General features: G+C 60.7%; 17 protein-coding genes. 7 read left to right on the top strand and 10 right to left on the bottom strand.

Annotation, left to right across the window (positions count from 1 at the left end; translation table 11 throughout):
• The 4 genes from Q7U29_RS02690 to Q7U29_RS02670 form a co-directional block, all read right to left on the bottom strand.
• A partial coding sequence (locus tag Q7U29_RS02690) for a hypothetical protein (RefSeq protein ID WP_304738067.1) occupies positions 1 to 385 on the bottom strand: 385 nt, incomplete at its 3' end.
• Positions 379 to 900, bottom strand: a complete 522-nt coding sequence (locus Q7U29_RS02685) for a hypothetical protein (RefSeq protein ID WP_304738064.1) — start codon at positions 898 to 900, stop codon at positions 379 to 381. The genes Q7U29_RS02690 and Q7U29_RS02685, both read right to left, overlap by 7 nt.
• A gap of 361 nt (positions 901 to 1,261) precedes the next feature.
• On the bottom strand, positions 1,262 to 2,401 hold the full coding sequence (locus tag Q7U29_RS02680; protein WP_304738062.1) for a hypothetical protein: 1,140 nt from the start codon (positions 2,399 to 2,401) through the stop codon (positions 1,262 to 1,264).
• Positions 2,402 to 3,847: 1,446 nt separating this feature from the next.
• Positions 3,848 to 4,780: a hypothetical protein gene (locus Q7U29_RS02670; RefSeq protein WP_304738059.1), complete on the bottom strand. Its 933-nt coding sequence runs from the start codon at positions 4,778 to 4,780 to the stop codon at positions 3,848 to 3,850.
• A gap of 300 nt (positions 4,781 to 5,080) precedes the next feature.
• On the opposite strand from Q7U29_RS02670, the gene Q7U29_RS02665 reads away from it, so the two are divergent.
• Entirely contained in the window at positions 5,081 to 5,299 is a 219-nt protein-coding gene (locus Q7U29_RS02665; protein ID WP_304738057.1) for a hypothetical protein, read from the top strand.
• Between the two features lie 21 nt (positions 5,300 to 5,320).
• Here the strand turns inward: Q7U29_RS02665 and Q7U29_RS02660 are convergent, their stop codons facing one another.
• Positions 5,321 to 8,089 (bottom strand): EAL domain-containing protein, encoded by a 2,769-nt coding sequence (locus Q7U29_RS02660; protein ID WP_304738055.1) that lies wholly within the window; start codon positions 8,087 to 8,089, stop codon positions 5,321 to 5,323.
• Between the two features lie 75 nt (positions 8,090 to 8,164).
• Entirely contained in the window at positions 8,165 to 9,409 is a 1,245-nt protein-coding gene (locus tag Q7U29_RS02655; protein WP_304738054.1) for a FecR family protein, read from the bottom strand.
• Between the two features lie 127 nt (positions 9,410 to 9,536).
• Between Q7U29_RS02655 and Q7U29_RS02650 the strand changes: the two genes are divergently transcribed.
• From Q7U29_RS02650 to Q7U29_RS02635, 4 genes are all read left to right on the top strand, one after another.
• On the top strand, positions 9,537 to 11,342 hold the full coding sequence (locus tag Q7U29_RS02650; RefSeq protein WP_370691684.1) for a ShlB/FhaC/HecB family hemolysin secretion/activation protein: 1,806 nt from the start codon (positions 9,537 to 9,539) through the stop codon (positions 11,340 to 11,342).
• Positions 11,343 to 11,568: 226 nt separating this feature from the next.
• A complete protein-coding gene (locus tag Q7U29_RS02645; protein ID WP_304738051.1) occupies positions 11,569 to 11,754 on the top strand; it encodes a hypothetical protein in 186 nt (61 codons plus the stop codon).
• A 218-nt stretch (positions 11,755 to 11,972) separates the two neighbouring features.
• A complete protein-coding gene (locus Q7U29_RS02640; protein ID WP_304738049.1) occupies positions 11,973 to 12,296 on the top strand; it encodes a hypothetical protein in 324 nt (107 codons plus the stop codon).
• 147 nt (positions 12,297 to 12,443) lie between these two features.
• Positions 12,444 to 13,268, top strand: a complete 825-nt coding sequence (locus Q7U29_RS02635) for a 2-keto-4-pentenoate hydratase (RefSeq protein WP_304738047.1) — start codon at positions 12,444 to 12,446, stop codon at positions 13,266 to 13,268.
• 49 nt (positions 13,269 to 13,317) lie between these two features.
• Here the strand turns inward: Q7U29_RS02635 and Q7U29_RS02630 are convergent, their stop codons facing one another.
• On the bottom strand, positions 13,318 to 13,671 hold the full coding sequence (locus Q7U29_RS02630) for a phasin (protein WP_304738044.1): 354 nt from the start codon (positions 13,669 to 13,671) through the stop codon (positions 13,318 to 13,320).
• 136 nt (positions 13,672 to 13,807) lie between these two features.
• Between Q7U29_RS02630 and Q7U29_RS02625 the strand changes: the two genes are divergently transcribed.
• The gene (locus Q7U29_RS02625; protein ID WP_304738042.1) at positions 13,808 to 14,023 is read left to right on the top strand and encodes a hypothetical protein; all 216 of its coding nucleotides are present in this window, start codon (positions 13,808 to 13,810) and stop codon (positions 14,021 to 14,023) included.
• A 72-nt stretch (positions 14,024 to 14,095) separates the two neighbouring features.
• On the opposite strand, the gene Q7U29_RS02620 is transcribed toward Q7U29_RS02625, so the two are convergent.
• Both Q7U29_RS02620 and Q7U29_RS02615 read right to left on the bottom strand, forming a co-directional pair.
• Positions 14,096 to 14,290 (bottom strand): hypothetical protein, encoded by a 195-nt coding sequence (locus Q7U29_RS02620; RefSeq protein WP_304738039.1) that lies wholly within the window; start codon positions 14,288 to 14,290, stop codon positions 14,096 to 14,098.
• A 174-nt stretch (positions 14,291 to 14,464) separates the two neighbouring features.
• Positions 14,465 to 15,595 carry an alpha-hydroxy acid oxidase gene (locus Q7U29_RS02615; RefSeq protein ID WP_304738036.1) on the bottom strand — a complete coding sequence of 377 codons (1,131 nt, stop codon included), beginning with the start codon at positions 15,593 to 15,595 and terminating at the stop codon, positions 14,465 to 14,467.
• A gap of 219 nt (positions 15,596 to 15,814) precedes the next feature.
• Between Q7U29_RS02615 and Q7U29_RS02610 the strand changes: the two genes are divergently transcribed.
• Positions 15,815 to 16,030 carry a hypothetical protein gene (locus Q7U29_RS02610; protein WP_304738034.1) on the top strand — a complete coding sequence of 72 codons (216 nt, stop codon included), beginning with the start codon at positions 15,815 to 15,817 and terminating at the stop codon, positions 16,028 to 16,030.
• A gap of 184 nt (positions 16,031 to 16,214) precedes the next feature.
• Here Q7U29_RS02610 and Q7U29_RS02605 read toward each other — a convergent pair whose 3' ends face one another.
• Entirely contained in the window at positions 16,215 to 16,397 is a 183-nt protein-coding gene (locus Q7U29_RS02605; protein ID WP_304738032.1) for a hypothetical protein, read from the bottom strand.
• Positions 16,398 to 16,403 lie beyond the last annotated feature (6 nt).

Below are 16,403 nucleotides of genomic sequence, written 5' to 3'. Positions count from 1 at the left end.
TTACATTGTACGCGCCGCCAAAGAACACGGCTTCGGATGCTGAAACGCCGCCCGCCGCGGCACCGACACCAAGATTAAAGCTCGCGGCAGGTATGAACGCACGCACAACGTCAGTCTTATCGGCGAGAGGCCGTTGAAGATCGCCCCACCCGCCCTGACGGAACGCATTCTTGAGTTCCTGGTAAATGGATGTTTGTGCCGCCGACGCGCCCCTATCATCTAAGGTGGGACCGGCTAATGAGGCTTTGAGTTTGTTCGAAAAATACACAGCCGTTGTGGTTGGGTCATAGTCGCGAGGGACAATAACGGCGGTCCGAACTGTCCGGTTGCGGGTACGGTTGGCATGGTATTCCCCTTCGAGCAGGCAAATTTCTACGATCAACATTCCTCGGCCAGGTAGTAAAAGTGATTCCCTAGGAGCTTCATGCGCCGTTTGCACGATGGATAATCGGAGCGCGCGGTGATCCACCGGTCTTCGGGTGATGGACTTGGCCGAGGCTCGATCCATTCTTGCGACCATCGCCCGATCTCGTCCGACTCGTCGAACACGACGGCCTCGACGATAACGCCCCCGCCTATCAATTGGGTATTGCGATTGCCCCAGTTGAAGACCCTGTATTTTGGCGGCGGCCCTGGATCAGCCTGCATGATCGACTGGTATTCCGACTCGTGGATTCGGAACCTCCAAAATTGTCTGTCGACAGCTTCGTCAAACGAAAATGGGAAATAGCAGATGATCACCAGACCGCCGGCTTCGACAAGCCGCTTTTGAAAAAGACGGGCCAAAGCCAGCGCCAGGACACCCGGCACGGCGAGGATGAACACAACAAACGCGATGCCGTTCAGGCCGAAATCGAACTCCGGATAAACATAGGCCGCAGCCGAGGTGAGGTCGAACACTAGTCTTGCGATTATGAGAAACGCGGCAACCGCAAGCAGCCTGATTGTCGATTTTCGAGAAATCACACCGCTGTTCCTTCACTAACCTACTGCTGCGGTTGATCTTCTATTCCTGGGGACCCTCCGCGCGTTTGCTCCTTAAATATCGCCGATTCCCTCAGGAGATTTTGCGCAGGAAAAGTGGCGGAGCAGGCGATATCCGGCCAGCTTCCCGGACTGAAAAAGCCCGCGGCCGGTTTCCCCGGCGCGGGCTTTTGAACTCTTGCGATGGTGACAATATGCAGGTGATTTGCCCGACGTGTCAAATGTGAAAAAAGTTGTCGATGAAATCTTTACCCTGGAGACAGCAACCGATCCGCGTCTAGCGCTGGCCTTGGAGGAACCAAGGCCACCCACGCTCGTCGCGATTAGATCCGCGCGGGTCGTTATCCAGCGGAAGCTCTGCTGGATTTCTCCGGCTAAGGCCGGCCAGAAAGTCGGACAAGGCGTCATAGGGAGATGGGCTGGATCTATCCGGTAAACCCCATATTGAATGCGGAAGCGGCAATATTGGCTCGCCGCTGAATATGCCCAGCGGGGCGGGTTGTGGCGGGTTCACCGGCTGCCCAAGGTCACGCGGCGGGTTGGGAAAAGCAGAACTGACCCGATACGTGATAGGCCTCGGCGCGCCGGACGCATTTCCCGATCCCCTATCGAAAGCAGATTCCTTGTTCGCAAAATTTGGCGCCGCGGGCTCCGGCAAAGATGGCGGCACCGTCGGCGCAGGTGGGCTCACGCCGTTCTCCACGAACTTGCCAAGCACGAAACCCGTGCTGACAATATCGGGCTGAAACGAGACTGCTGCTGGAAACGCTCCTTGTGCCGAAGCCATTACCAGGCCATCGGGAGTCTCCGATCGCCGGTATTTCGCCAGCGCGCGCAAAACCGGCGAGCGGGTATCGACCGAACCGGCTACAGGGACGGAACCCCAATTTCCAAAGCGTTCGTTGAACGAGTCTCGCGGATCGGCGACCGGGGCGGAGCCCCACCTTCCAAAGCGGTCGTCGAAGGAAGCCGGAGGATTCGCGATCGAGTCCCATTTTCTGAACCGGGTGTCGAAAGAATCTACAGGGCTGGGCATCTGAAGCTGGTAATGAAAATCCGGAAGCAGCGGAAAACCACGATACACGGGATCGCTGCTTGACGGAGCGTCTCGATAGCTGCCGCCCCTCGGGGGAGGCAACGCCTCTTGAGGAACGGGACGATTTGGCGAATTTAGTGGATCGTCACCGTACAGTTTCTTCCAGTAGGCGGGATCTGAATTGTAACGAAGCAACGCGTCTGCACGCTCAGGCAGCTGATATTCTTTTTTAATGCGATCGACGTATGCCTCTGGCTTACTTAGCTCGTCGTTAAAGAATTCATCGGCAATCCTGTCCGCTGCAAAATCCTCGGCAACCCTTCTTGCTGAGAATTTCTCGGCAACCTTTTTTGCTACTCGTTTGGCAATAGGACCCCACATCGGTGGCCTCGATTAAAACTGACAAAAAATTGATCTCAAGAGCGGGCTACGCCCGGCATAAAATATACTCGTTGACGAGCGCTCTGCGACGCTCGTCCTATGCGCTGCATATCCCTATGGGACGTCACGCGCGCAGGCGTTCCATGGCCAGTCGTTTTTTACACAGCAGGTTGAATCAACAGGAAAAACACAAAAAAAGCCGTCAAGAATAGGATAAATCCGATGAAGCCGGCGATCGCCGCCGATATCTCTATTCGCCCGCTGTCGTCGCACCTGTAGCCGAGCGCGTTAAATCTTTTTTGGGGAGTAGTTAGGGGCTCAACATATATCTTCCCAAAAGAAAGGAGCGGCAGAACAAGCCGCGCCAATGTGTACCCGACGAGATAGATCAAATGATTGAATATCCAAAACACGGCACGCTCCCTTGCTTACTCGAAGCTGCTTCAACGCCTGCCGATCGCCGCGCCCCAAGGAAACCATTTCTACTCCAAAGACGTCATACATCAAGCTGGGTAATTATTCCCTCGGCAGAGCCGGGGGCTTTAGGTTTGCCCCCCTGATCGCCAAAGCATCCAACGCCCCAATTCTTCACATTTCGCCCGGCGCATTTCGTGCACCTCAGCGCTGCCTATTGCGGATAAGCTCAGGATGTTTTGTGCAGAGGACTTGCTGCAAGGTCGGACGGCGGCCCGCTTGCGACGCTTCTGGCAGCGGCGCATGGGATGGTGTGGCGCCATGACGTGCGGCCGCCGTCCGATCCATGAAAAGCGGAATTGAAAACGCCCGCGGCCGGTTTCCCGGCGCGGGCTTTTGAATTCTTGCGATGATGAAGATATGCCGGTGATTTGCCCGACGTGTCAAATGTCTTGTCGCGATCCTCGCTTCACCCGCCGGTCCTCTATTCAAACCCCTGAACCGGTGGCGGCGCGGCTCTCTTGGCGGGAAGCGGCGAAGTCCTGACCGGTGGCGGCGCACTTGCCGATGCGGCGGCCTGTTGCTGCGGCGCACGACCGGATTGCGCTGTCTGCCTTGCGCGGAATCGCGACGAGGATCGCTGCATTCCCCACGAGCGCGCGATCGACGGTCCGGCGGTGTATCCGATGAACGCCCCTGCCACTGCGCCGACCGGTCCCAGCACGACGGCACCCGACACTGCGCCCAGCGCCGCACTTCCGGCCCGCTCTTGTGCCCTTGCCGCAAGCGGAAAAAATGAAGCTGCGACCAGTGCGCCCACAAGCCATTTTTTCATCGCGATATCCTTGAGCCCAGCAAGGACCACGGGACTGCGAAATTGCGGCGGCACAAGGGAGATCTGACGGCAATGACCGCCCGATTCAGAAATGCCCGCTGCCGGTTCTCCGGCGCGGGCTCAATTGTCGCGATGATGAAATTATCGCCGGTGGGTTGCCCGACGTGTCAAAACATTATTCCGACAGGCAAAACGTTCTAGTTCTTCACCAGATAAAGCGGCGTTCGCACCGTCAACTGGTAGGATGGCTTCGGCACCCATGAGATCATCGCCGTTATCCCGAACAGACGATTGTCGTCGTCATCCATCCGGTCGAGATCCAGCCTGACGATCGGCTGGGTGAAAGGCTCGAACGGCGTCCTGTTGAGAAGCTTAGCACCGCCAAAGGATTGAACCCCGAGACGGCCGGAGAACTTCCAGTTGTTGTCCCATTGATAATAGCCGCCGACATAGCCGACGGTATTGGGCTTGATCGTGACGAAACCGGAATCCACCGCAGCCGAAGTGTACTGCACGCCGGCCAGCAGCCCCCGCGTTTCGTCCGCGTTCAGGGCGTAGTCGAACTCGAGAATGGTATTGAGCGACGTTGTGGGCAGGGTCGCGTGGGGCACCGGAAGCGTCAGCGTCGACTGCAGTGTGATCGTCGGAATCGATCCGCCATTCTGCTGATGGATGTCGGCCTGGATTCCGACGTTCCAGCTGTAGATCGTGAACGCCGACCAGTCGGACAGATCGGTGCGGGACGCGCTGGCGCTGAAGCCGCCATACACCGAGACCTGGTCATTGAGATCGCTCGTGAGGGGAACGTCGAGCCCGACGCTCTGGCTGGACGGTGACGAGAAGGCCGGGGGCGCCGCGAGGTTCGAAAACCCCGAAAAGCCCGCGAGGGCCGACAGTGCCTGATGCCCGGCGAACCCAAAGCCACCAAACCCGATCGAGAGCGAGCCAGCGGGAAAGGTGCCGTAGTTCGTCCTCAAGTCCAGATAGAGATTGGGCGTCGAAGCGGCCTTTACCGCTTCATCGTCGCCGTCATCGGCGTCCTTGCCCAAAGCGAGGCCGGAAAAACAAACCAGCATCAACCCGGCGAACGCCACGCGACAGACCGGCCGGACGTGCGCGGCCCTCCCCATTCCAATGTCCTCCAACTGCTCCAAAACTATACTGCGGGGCGGTCCACGTTCAAGGACACAATCGCCCCAAACGCCTGTGTTCTCCGATTGAGAAAGCCCGCGGCCGGTTTCCCGGCGCGGGCTTTCAAATTCCTGCGAGGTGTCAAAATGCGCTTGATTTGCCCGACGCGTCAAGTTCGCCAGAGGCGCGGCGCTGGGGTGGCGGCACGAAGCCCCACGCCGGCAACCCCGTAGTTACCCGGATTGATCGGGGAACCGAAATATCGTCCCTCGGCCAAATTCTGGCGATGGAATTTTTTTGTGATTTATAGAGGCGTCCCATACAGCGTCGCGCCGACCGTCGAGCCGGACGTCTGGCAATGGCAATTCCAGATCGGCGACGACGTCAAGACCGGCAAGACCAGAACCAGGCTCGGCGCCATGGCGGCCCGCCGCGTTCAGTCGAAAATTGACGCCGCGCTCAAGCTGACCAGCACGGCGCCCGTCGGCCAGCACAACGACGGTGTTGATGCGCCGTAGCCCGCGCGAGGCGAGCCTTGCTTAAGCAGCCTCGCCTTCTTCAAGCACGAGCGCTGTGGGCCCGCACACCGTCAGAAACCGGTCCTCGAACGCCTGAGCCGGCATCGGCCGGCCGAAGAAATAGCCCTGCCCTTCCTGGCATCCCATGCTGACCAGCAGATCGACGGTAGCGCGGTTCTCGATACCTTCGGCGATTACCGACAGGCCGAGCTTCTTGCTGAGGCCGAGCGTCGAACCGACGATCGCCGCGTCGTCGGAATCGGCACACAGCTCAAGCACGAAGGAGCGGTCGATCTTGAGCCCATTGAGCGGGAATTTCTTGAGATAACTCAGGCTGGCATAGCCGGTGCCGAAATCGTCGAACACGACGCGCACCCCAAGCTTCTGGATTCTCAGGAAGGTGTCGAGCACCCGCTGCTCGTCCAGCAGCAGAATGTCCTCGGTCAGCTCCAGTTCAAGCAGCGAAGGCGTCAGGCCGGTGACATCGAGCATCTCGGCAACCGAGGCCGCGAGGTCACCCGACTGGAGTTGCGAAGGCGAAAGATTGATACTGACGCGGACGCCGTGGCCGGCCCGCTCCCAGATCCGCGCCTGCCGGCATGCGGTTTCCAGAACCCAACCCGCAATTCGCTCCGAAATGGAGGAGGTATTGATGACCGGCATGAATTCCGCCGGCGAGACCAGGCCACGAACGGGATGGCGCCAGCGAATAAGGGCCTCCGCACCGGTCAAGCCACCATCCGCGAGACGGACCTGCGGCTGATAGAACAGTTCGAATTCATTACGCTCGGCGGCACGCGCCAGTTCCGCCTCCAGCGTCAGGCGCGATTCAAGTTCGTGCCGGATGGCGCTTTCGAATACCACATGCCCGCCGCGCTTGGTCGCCTTCGCGCGGCAGAATGCGAGATGGCTGTTGCTCAGCAATTCCTCTGCCGTACAGCCATCGCCGGGATAAACGGCGGCTCCGATGCTGGCCTTGAGGCGGTGCAGCCGTGTTCCGACCAGGAGAGGCGTAGCAAATGTGAGTGCGATGCGTTCGGATAGCTGCGCTACCGTTTCGGTCATGGCGGCGCCGGGAACGGCGATGGCGAATTCGTCGCCGCTCAGACGCGCCACGATTCCGGCGCCCGCGCACTCGGCCTTCAGCCGTTCGGACACCGCACGCAGCACGCTGTCGCCGCAGGCGTGTCCGAGCATGTCGTTGATGTGCTGGAATCCGTCGAGGCCAACGACCAGCAGCGCCACTTGATCGGCCTGCTTTTCCGCGTTGAAAATCATCACCGACAGGCTATCGTGAAGCGTATCGCGGTTGGCGAGCCCGGTAAGAGAATCGTATTCCGCCAGATACCTGATGCGCTCGGCTTCGCGCTTCCGTACCGAGATATCGCGCAGGATCGCGCCATATTGAAAGCCGTCGGTACCCTGCCAGCCGGAGAAACAGGCCTCGACCGGAAACACTTCGCCATTGCTTCGCAATCCGTCGAACTCCATCACGACGCCGCCGGGTTGCTGTGATCGGGCGCGGGCGACTTCGAAGGTCGAAATCGAACCGGGTGCGCCCTTGACGGATGCTGCGCAGATCGAATCGAGCGGCCGTCCGATCATCTCGGCGGGCTGGTGGCCGAAGATCGCGACCGCCCCGGGGTTCCACACGGTGATCCGGTGGTTGGAATCGGTGCACACCAGGCCATCGCCGAGCGACATCGCGATGCGCTGAAAGCGGTTTTCGGCAATCCGGCCCAGCAGGTCCCGAAAGTCGATTTCGTCGAGTGCGATGGCCGCCATGTAGACGGCGATCGCCGTCAGAAGCAGCGAAGTATCGAAAACGAGGGGCAGCTTTGTATGCACCAGAATGGCGATGGCCTCAGTGGCAGCCGCCATTCCGACCAGAACGATCACCCGGACGCCAGCGGAAAGGCGACGCCACGAGAACATCATGATCAGCGCGATGATGCATACCCCCGCCAGCGCCATGACATCGGAGGTCCAGCGCAGCGTCCGGTTCTGCAGGATCGATTCGGCAGCGAGGGTTTGCAGGATGGGTCCGGAAACAACACCGCCGTTGGGGACGCTGAAACGATCGCCGAGCTCGAGCGCGGTGCCGCCGATGATGACCTTCTTGCCCTTCAGCCTGTTCAGAGCGGTTTCGTCCCCGCGCAGCACATCGACGTAGGACACAACTGGAATCGACGCGGTGCGGATACTGAAGTCGATCAGGAACGGAGGGTTCTTTGCAGCATACTGCCCCGCCAGTACGGCGCCCATCGAGGGATGAAATTCCCCGTCGAATGTATCGCCGAACGGGTAGCGACGAACTAGTCCGTCACGTTCGATCGCGACGTTCACGACGGCGGTCCACGAATGGTCGCCGAATTGATTGACCGGACGATTGATGTGCACGGCCGTTGCGTCGCCCGCGTCGGTAGCCGGTTGCTTGAAGGCTGGCAACACCACCGATCCGCCGGCCGCCTGAAGCGCCTCGACGAATGCCTGATCCGACGCAGCATCCGATGGCGTCGAGAAATCCACGTCGAATACCACGTCCTTTACGTCGGCGGTTTCCAGCCGCCGCAGCAGGTCGGCGTGAAGACGGCGTGGCCAGGGCCAGACTCCGATTTTCTCGATCGACGGAGCATCAATCGCGACAACGACGATGTCGCCACTGGCCTGGCGCGATTGCCAGGCAAACCGCAGATCGGTCAGGACGTTGCGAAGCGCGCCATGCCAGCCGGACGACAGCACGATCGCCAGCGCAATCACGACAAAGATATGCGGTCGATAGTGTTTCAAGTCATCCCCCTTGCGCACCTCCCACCAGGAAGCGCGCCCCCTTTTCAATCCACCCCTTCGGCCGGCCCCGACCGGTTAACGATGCCCGCGTCCATTGCCATTGCTGCCATTGCCGTTGCCGTTCGCGCCGTTCCCGTTTCCGTTGCCGTTTCCGTTTCCGTTGCCGTTGCCGTTGCCGTTTCCGTTTCCGTTTCCGTTGCCGTTTCCGTTGCCGTTTCCGTTGCCGTTGCCGTTGTTGCCGTTGTTGCCGTTTCCACCCACCGGTGTGGCCGCGGCGGCTATCGCGCTGGGTGCGCCCGCTGCTGCGGCCGCGCTCGAACCGGCCACGCCACCGGCGATGCCGTTGCTCGCGTCACTTGCATTGCTGGAGCCATTTGCCATCGCAGTTGTCGCAGAATTCCGCGGACCCCAAATGGTATCCCGGCTTGCAACGTTCCGCGTCGCGCCGTGCGCCTGTGCCGATCCGCGGGCGAGGCCGTTGGTAACCCGATGAATATTCAACCGGACCTCGCCGAGCGACGAGGAAATCCGGGTCGGAGAATGCCTCGCCGGAGTGCCAGCTGTATTGCGTTGCGTCTGAAGCGATGCGCTGCCGGATTTGACGCTGTTCGCGGTGTTACCTTGCCCGATCGCGCGGACCGCCGATCCGTTGGCGGCGTGGCGTGGCGCGGTGAGGCCCGACTTCGGAACCGGAACGCGGTCGATCGACGGTGCGCGCGGCTGGCCGCGTTCGATCGGACTGAAGGTGCCCGATCCACCCAGGGAGAGACCCGCATTACCTTGCGCGAAAGCCGTCGCATGCTGCCCTGGCAGCACTTGCGCGATCTGGCCGGACTTGAAGTCGGCGACCTGCACTTGTCCCTTGATGACGTCGACGCTGGTCGAGCCGGCGTTCACGGAGACGCGAAACTGCGTGCCTTTGACGACCGCGGCGAGGTACGGCGTCTCGACCTCGAAATGCTTGACGTTGCGCTTTTCCACTTCCAACAGAATCGAACCGGCCCGCTGCACGATCGTGGTCGAGAGCCCTTCCTTCTTTTCCGAGGGCAGGCCTATCACCGAATTCGGCGAGACCATGATGGTCTCCTCGCCGCGCACCAGCAGCACTCGCCCGTTGCGGCCGGTCCGGATGCTGTCGCCCGGATTCAACACCTCTTCCTTGCCAAGCGAAACCGGCTGGGCGCCAGTCGTGGTCATCCAGACTTCGCCTGATGACTTCCTGACCGACCAGGCCCCGTCGTCCGCGGCGAGCACATGGGACGTGGATCCTACGACGAGCGCCATCACCAGGATGCGCGAAAATCGGCCAGTCGCACTCATGAAAAATCTCCAGGGTCTGACGTACCCCTCAGACCTATCGGAAATGTTTCAACATTGAGTGAGCGTATACCCCCGGATCGAGCAGACCCGTTAACGGTTCATTGACCATAAAATTCTAAGAAAAATCATGCGTGTAGCGGCTCCACAAGGACACGATCGCCATTCTCCGTGGAACTACGGATACATGTTGGCGCCCCGACAGAACGGGCTCACTCGCGTCTGGTATGCTGCCACCATGCTGGTGCTGACTGTGATCGCCCCGGAGCCGGCACAGGCGCAGCACGCCAGCCAGCCCGGTTTCGATCCGCGGCAGACCGAAAAGCGCTTCGACGCGTTGCAATCAGAGCAGGCCGCGGCCGCCGCCCGATCCGGCGTGCAGGTCCCGCCTGTACCCCGCTCAGAGGCGCCCGCGGATTCAACCCCGCTGGTCGTTCTCCGTAAGGTTTCGTTAACCGGCGCCGGCGCGATCCCGCACGAAGACATCACAAGGATCTATCAACCCTACCTCGGAAAAAAGATCTCCCAAGCCGACCTCGCGGCGATCGCCTCGGCGGTCAGCGACCTCTATCGCGCGGCCGGCTTTCACCTGAGCCGCGCCATCGTGCCGCCCCAGGATATCGAGGGCGGTCATGTCCGTCTTCAGGTGATCGAAGGCGGCATCACGGAAATCGCATTCAAGGGCGACGGCGCCGAACAATTCGGCGTGCGCTCCCTGCTCGGCCCTGTGCTGGCCGAGCAGCCCTCGCGCCTGCCGACGCTGGAGCGGCAATTGTTGCTGATCAATGGCCGGCCGGGCGTGCGCGTCACCGATACCCAACTCGAAGAGATCGGCCTCGGCAGCGGGCGTTTCCGCCTCGTCGTTCACCTCAAAACCTGGCGCATCTTTACTTCATTAGGGATCGATAACCTGGGTTCATCATCGGTCGGTCCCTGGCAGACCTATGCGGCCGGCGCATTCAATTCCTACCTTGCGCCGGGCGACGTGCTCGCGGTCAATCTTTCGACCATCGCCAACGACCCGCGCCAGCTGGCGTTCGGTCGGCTGTCCTATGATGTACCGGTCGGCACCGACGGGGCGCAGTTTGGCGCGTCCGCGCTGTACAGCGAGGTGCGGCCCGGCGATTTCCGGCGCCTTTTCAACGACGTCACCACAACGGAGTCATTCGAAATCCGAGGCAGCATCGTTCCGCTGCAAACCCAGAAATCGACCCTGACTCTCACCGGAGCTTTGGCCTTCACCAACGTCACCGAGAAGGACATTTTCGGCGCGTTCTACATGGATCACATTCGCACCATTCGACTGACCGCAGACTACCGGCTGCAGGACAATTTCGGCGGCACGAATTATCTGACGGCGACATGGCGCCAGGGTCTCGACGTCTTCGGCGCCTCGCGCGGCGACGACCTCTTTGTGTCGCGCAACGGCGTATCCAGCACGTTCTCGGTGCTGAACCTCGGCTTCACGCGGTACCAGACGCTGTCCGACGCATGGTCGGTGAAGCTATCAGGCGCTGGTCAGCTCGCCTCCGGCCCCTTATTCACCTCGCAGCAGTTCTATCTGGGCGGCGCGGCCTTCGGGCGCGGTTACGGCAGCGCCGAGATTAGCGGCGACAACGCCATGGCCGGTTCGCTCGAACTGCGTTTCGATCAGAAGCTCACTTTCAAACATCTGACCGGCTATCAACTCTACGGCTTCGTCGATGCCGGGACAGCCTGGAATTACGGATACAAGTATACCGAGGGCCTTGCGCTCACCTCCGCCGGTCTCGGTGCGCGTTTCTTCCTGGGCGACGATCTGCGGGCCGACATCGCAGTGGCCGCGCCATTGAGTTATCGCGCCCCCGACAACACGACCCGCAGTGCACGCGTTCTGTTTTCGCTGTCGAACTCCTTCAAGCTCTGTCCGGAACGAGCGCAGGCGCGCTGCCTGTAAGCCGACCGGACGACCGGCGCGTCCGCTCCGACCCCAACCATCGTGCGAGACGGCCTTGGCCGGAACCACCTGTTCCGGACAATTTGCCGCTCTGTTGAAGCAATATTGCACGAAAATTCCGCACGTCGGTGTCAGGGCTATTTAAGTCTTGGACCACAGGATATGCGGGCTGTTGCCTGGAACGATTCCGCAGACGCGGCCAGAAAAAATAGCTCCGAGGAATCCCATGTACTTTGTCGCTGCCGCACTGGCGATCTTGTCCGCTCTGTTCTATGCCGCCGGCAATCAGGAAATTGGCACGCTCGGCATGGAAATGTGTCGATACGGAAGCACGTTCTGTCGCAGTCCAACTTACGTATTGGCGGGCGCCATTCTCGCCGCCCTGTGGGGCGCTTTTGTCAGCGTCCGTTGATTGGCTTGCCTACAGCAAGCCGGTACCCGGGTGTAACGCAGCACGGGTGAAGAACAAGATTCGAAAGTTACCGCCTTTTCTGCTCAGCGCGGCGGTGGCCCGACGGCGTGAACGCCAATCGTTCCCCCGCGCAGGCCTCATAGGCAAAAAACCGGCTTGATTCATCGGCCGCTTTTTGCTGAGATTGATGCCGGGTGAGGTGCGTAATGAAGTGGGTAATGGAGCGCGATCTTTTAATCGCGCAAACAATGGCATTTGTGCAGTCCGTCACCGGGAAGAAGCCGGAGGCCGATACGCAGGTTGCGCCCCCCTCTTCTCCCGTGATCGAATTTGAACAATTCGAATCGCCGGTTGAAGTCGCGGCGACACCGCGGAAGCCACCCGTTGCCCGGAGCGCCATTCGCGAAGAGATTGAAGGCAGGGTGGCCGCTTTTCGCGCCCATCAGCAACGCTTCGATCGGGAGCGCGACAAGCATTTCAATTCCGTATTGACGGGAATTCGCGCTGCGATTACGGACCCGTCCAGGGCGTCAACGCGGTAGGCTCGTCCCGTCTCGGCGCGCTTGGCAGGTGAAGCACAAGGCACAACCGGAGCAAGGTCATGTCGAGGGGGCGATCCCGCCACCGATGATCTCGCACATGTCCGAGATCGTACCAGCGCGGTCTCTCAGAAGAACGAGCTATCCCAAATGGATCAGGACGAAAACGCCCAGGCTCGAAAAGCCATCGCGGCCGATGCCTTCGCCGCGCTGGTCGGCACCTGGCAGATCCCACCCTTCTCCTCGAGGCCCGGTGGCCTGAGCGTCGATGACGCCTACCGCGTGACACCGCGGGTTCGGCAACTATGCGAGGCTGGCGGCGCCAAGGCGATAGGGCGCAAAATCGGCTTCACCAATCGCACGATCTGGCCGGAATACGGGGTCTATGCCCCGATCTGGGGCTATGTGTTCGACCGCAGCCTGCACGATCTCGCCGCACTCGATACGCTGCCGCTGGCTTCATTTTCCGAACCACGCATCGAGCCCGAAATCGTGTTCGGCCTTTCGGCAGCGCCCTCCGCACTGATGGACGAGACGGCTTTGTCGTCGTGTATCGAATGGATCGCACTCGGCTTCGAGATCGTGCAGTCGATCTTTCCGGGCTGGAGGTTCTCCGCGGCTGATACGATTGCCGCCAACGGGTTGCACGGCGCGCTCCTGATCGGGCCGCGCCATCCGTTTGTGCCGCGCGCAGCGGAATGGCAGCGCACACTGCCCGCATTCCAGATCGAGCTGAATTGCAACGGCCGTTTGATCGACCGGGGTCATGCCGAAAACGTGCTGGGCGGCCCGCTTTCTGCGCTGCGCCACCTTGTAGGACTGCTGGCGAGCGACGCGCTCAACCCGCCGCTCGCTGCCGGCGAGATCATCAGCACCGGCACGCTGACCAGAGCCATGCCGGTTGCCGCCGGCGAGGTGTGGAGCGCGGCGCCAACCGGAATTGCGCTTGATGAAATCCGCGTTCGGCTTGGCTGAGCGCATCAGGCCAGGATTGGCCGGCGATGAGACCGCGCGGAAATTGCGGTCAGAACTTGCCTTTCGACGCATCCTTGGCAGCCGACATCACGCCACCGGTGATCTGTCTCATATGCTCGCCGGCATTGGTGAACTGGCTCCTCAGGAACTCGGATTGAATTCGCATCGCCTCCTGGAGATCGGTCGCATGAACCAGCTTTCGCGCATGATCGAACGCTGCCTTCATGTTCTGTTCAGTGAACGATAGGGCCTGCCTGGACATCTCCGTTCCCGGACTCGGAACGGACGTCATGGACTTACCCGCGGCATCGAAAAACATTCCGAAGGCCTTTTCCGCCTGGTCGATGGTCTTTTCGGCCAGCTCGCGCAATTCGGCCGGGACTTCCAATTTCGGTTCAATCATTCCGCCACCCTCCGGTTTGGACCGACAATTACCACATTTCCGCAGCGGCGTCTTTGCAGAGTTTGCCCCGACCGGGGTCAACATCGTCAGCGGTTTGCCGGACTAGCTCGTCTTCTGCGGGACCGATCGACGGGCCATGCATTTCCACATCAGAATGAAAAGACCTCTTGCAGATTTTGATCTCGAAAAGGCCATTGGCCTTCGCTGGACCCTTCGCGACATCCTTGGAAGCCGGCTCCAGCTGACGCCAGTGAGGGACGACGATCTGCGAATGCTGATCGAGCTGGGCTTCGTCGAGATGAAGGATGACGCTCCCGTCGTGACCGAGGCGGGGCTGGCGGCACTGGAGTGAGCCGAACGATTGGGCCTGAGTGCGCCCCGCAAGATAAAGCAATGGAGCCCGCATTGCCCGGGATTTGGAACCTTATTGGCGGACCGAATCTGTCTGACTGACTTGCTGCACACGCTCCTTGTCCCGCGGCTGCTCCTGTCCCCGCTCGTCGCGAACGATACCTTGATCATTTGCGCCGGCCGGTGGCAGTTCCGGCTTTGGCATACCTTTCTGGCCATGCTTGCCGCCTTGATCCTGCGCACCTTCCATATCAGTTTCCTTGGGCATAGCGATCACACCTTTTGCGCGAGAAGCATTTCAAGCCGGTCAACGCGATTTGTTGCCGCCGAGTTCCATCAATGACGCGCGAAGAAAACCTGCCCGGCGACGATCGCGTCAGGCAGGTTTGGTTTCGAGATCACTATCCGATAGCGCCGCTGCCCGCGAGAACTGCTCTCGCCGTCAATAACGGTAAGGCTCGATATCCAGCAGCGGGAACGCGCTGAACACGTGGGGCAGATTGGTCGGCGTCGCCGGGTGCAGATAGGATTTGTCGAGTTCGGCGAAACTCGTCACGCCAAGCAGTCCGAGGCACCGCATCACCTCGTCCTCGAGCAGTTCCAGCATGCGCACGACTCCGGCCTCGCCAGCAGCCGCAAGTGCCCAGCACTGCAGACGGCCGATGCCGACGAGATCGGCGCCCATCGCGATCGCCTTGACGATGTCGGTGCCGCGACAGAACGAACCGTCAACCATGATTTTTGCCCGGCCGCCCACCGCAGCGACGATCTCGGGCAGTACCTGCATGGCACCGCGACCGTGGTCGAGCTGGCGCCCGCCGTGGTTCGACACATAGATCCATTCGACCCCGTGATCGATCGCGATGGCCGCGTCTTCCGCAGTCGCGATCCCCTTGATCACCAGCGGGATCTTGAATTTGTCCTTGATCAGCTTCACGGTGCGCCATTCCAGTCCCTTCTGGAAGTCGCCTCCGGTGGCGCGAACCCGGCTGGCACGGACGTAGCGCTTGGCGATATCGCGTTCGCGCCGGCTGTAATGCGCGGTATCGACGGTGAGGCAGAACGCCGTATACCCGCCCGCGATCGCGCGGCCGACACAATCCTCGACGAAAGCGTCGTCGCCGCGAACGTAGAGCTGGAACATGCGCAGGGCGTCCGGCGCGGCTTCGGCGACGTCCTCGAGGCCCGGTTCTGACACCGAGCTCAACATATGCGCGGCGCCGAATGTACCGGCCCCACGCGCCACGGCCGCGCCGGCGCCGGGATCGAAGATCTCGAGCGCGCCAACCGGTGCCAGCACGACCGGCAGTCGCAACCTGCGGCCAAACAGTTCGACGGAGGCGTCGACCCTGGTGACATTGCGCAGCACGCGCGGGCGAAATGCGATCTCGTCGAGCGCCATGCGGTTGCGGCGCATGGTGGTCTCGGTCTCGGCGGCCCCGACAATATAATCCCAGGCGTTCTGATTGAGATTCGCCCGCGCCCTGCGGATGAACTCGTGAAGGTTCTGGTACTCTTCGCCGCTCGCGCCGAGTTCGGCGGCCACCTGCTGGATGGGCGTCCCGTCATTCATGGTGTTTCGCTCCCCTTTTTGGGGACAATAGCCGCTGCGGACCGACTGGGAAAGCTGCCTGCCCGCGCGTTCTAAGCCCGAACGCGAGTCCTGCCCCTCGACTCATAAAGCAGCCCGCGTCGGATAAGGACACATAAAGGTGAGATGTGACGCCATTCACATGGCTGCCTTGCGGTCCGCGCCAATCAGGCGGCACGGCTTTTTGGGGTGGAGAACCGAATGGAGGTTTCCCATGAAGCGCCTGATGATTTCTGCGATCGCGGCGATCGCATGCTGGGAGCCGCAACCGGCATGCTGCGATCGCACCCGCCCTCAGCCGCGCGTCCTGCCGGCACGCAGTCGTTGCAGGAATTGTACTCGACAACCGACGTCAACAAGCTTCCGATTGAAGAGATCGACGATCAGTCGCTGGTCTATTCGAAGACGAGACGATAGGCCGGCTCGTCAACGGCTGGCGATTTGCACCGCTGCGGAGTGGAAAATTCCTGCTCCGGAGACCTGCGATGCGATCAGGAATGCGGCCATGACGGCCGGCACGCTAATGAACCTCAAAAATTGATCCACGGAAAGCATCGTTGTTGTCCCCCCAGACAGAAAAAGCCGGCTTCAACCGCCGGCTTCAATTCGCACCCTGCATCGCCTGTTCGCCGATCAAAACCTGATCCGTGTAGGCTGCCCCGGAGATCGTGAGCAGCGCTAGAATCGAAATGACGGCCAATGTTTTCATGGCGACACCGTCGTTTTGGATTGTGGCGAAAAATGTCAGAGCTTGGCGTATTTTCGGGACGAACCGGGAAAACATCGTGGC

This window comes from Bradyrhizobium sp. (genome assembly GCF_030654605.1).
GTDB lineage: Bacteria > Pseudomonadota > Alphaproteobacteria > Rhizobiales > Xanthobacteraceae > Bradyrhizobium.
Note: the sequence above shows the minus strand (reverse complement) of the source record. Positions and strands in the feature narration are given on the sequence as shown.